The sequence below is a fragment of the Mycobacterium sp. E2733 genome, from assembly GCF_001667585.1.
Lineage (GTDB): Bacteria > Actinomycetota > Actinomycetes > Mycobacteriales > Mycobacteriaceae > Mycobacterium.
In genome coordinates this window covers 1-548 of the sequence record NZ_LZJZ01000087.1, presented here as the reverse complement: position 1 = coordinate 548, position 548 = coordinate 1, and the positions used below count along the sequence as shown (strand labels likewise).

Sequence of the window (548 nt, the reverse complement as noted above, 5' to 3'; positions counted from 1 at the left end):
ATAGCCCTGAGGGCGTGGAGGAGTGAGATGCTGACCGACCCGAAGACCGGCGAAGCGGAGATCACCGACGAGTTCGACCGCCGCGACCAGATTCTCGACGCGGCAAACGAATGCTTCACACAGCTCGGCATCCAGCGCACGAGCGTTCAGGACGTGGCGCGAATGGCCAAGGTGTCCCGCGGCACCATCTACCGATACTTCGTCGACCGCGACGTGCTGATCGACGCCGCCATCGAGTTCGGGGCGCAGCGGTTCTATCGTGACGTGGCGACCGCAATGGCTAAGAAAAGTACGCTGGCCGAGCAGGTTGGCGCGATGGCCGAAACACACGCGAGGATCTTGCTCGACCACCGAACTCGCAACCGTTTGATGGCCGATGACGCTGAGCTGATGCGGCACATGATCTCTGACGGGGATACGGCGGTCCGGCGGACGACCAAATTTCTCGAACCCTACGTACGTGACGCGCGTGACCGCGGAGAGGTTGGTGCCGGGGTCGACGTGACGGCCGCCAGCGAATGGCTCGCCCGCATCATCTGGTCGTTCTC

The 548-nt window shown here is 63.1% G+C and carries 1 protein-coding gene; it reads left to right on the top strand.

Features of this window, described 5'->3' with window-relative positions:
* Window positions 1-27: 27 nt before the first annotated feature.
* Window positions 28-548: TetR/AcrR family transcriptional regulator (locus tag A5678_RS16020; protein ID WP_068044033.1), on the top strand; the 521-nt coding region annotated here is incomplete at its 3' end.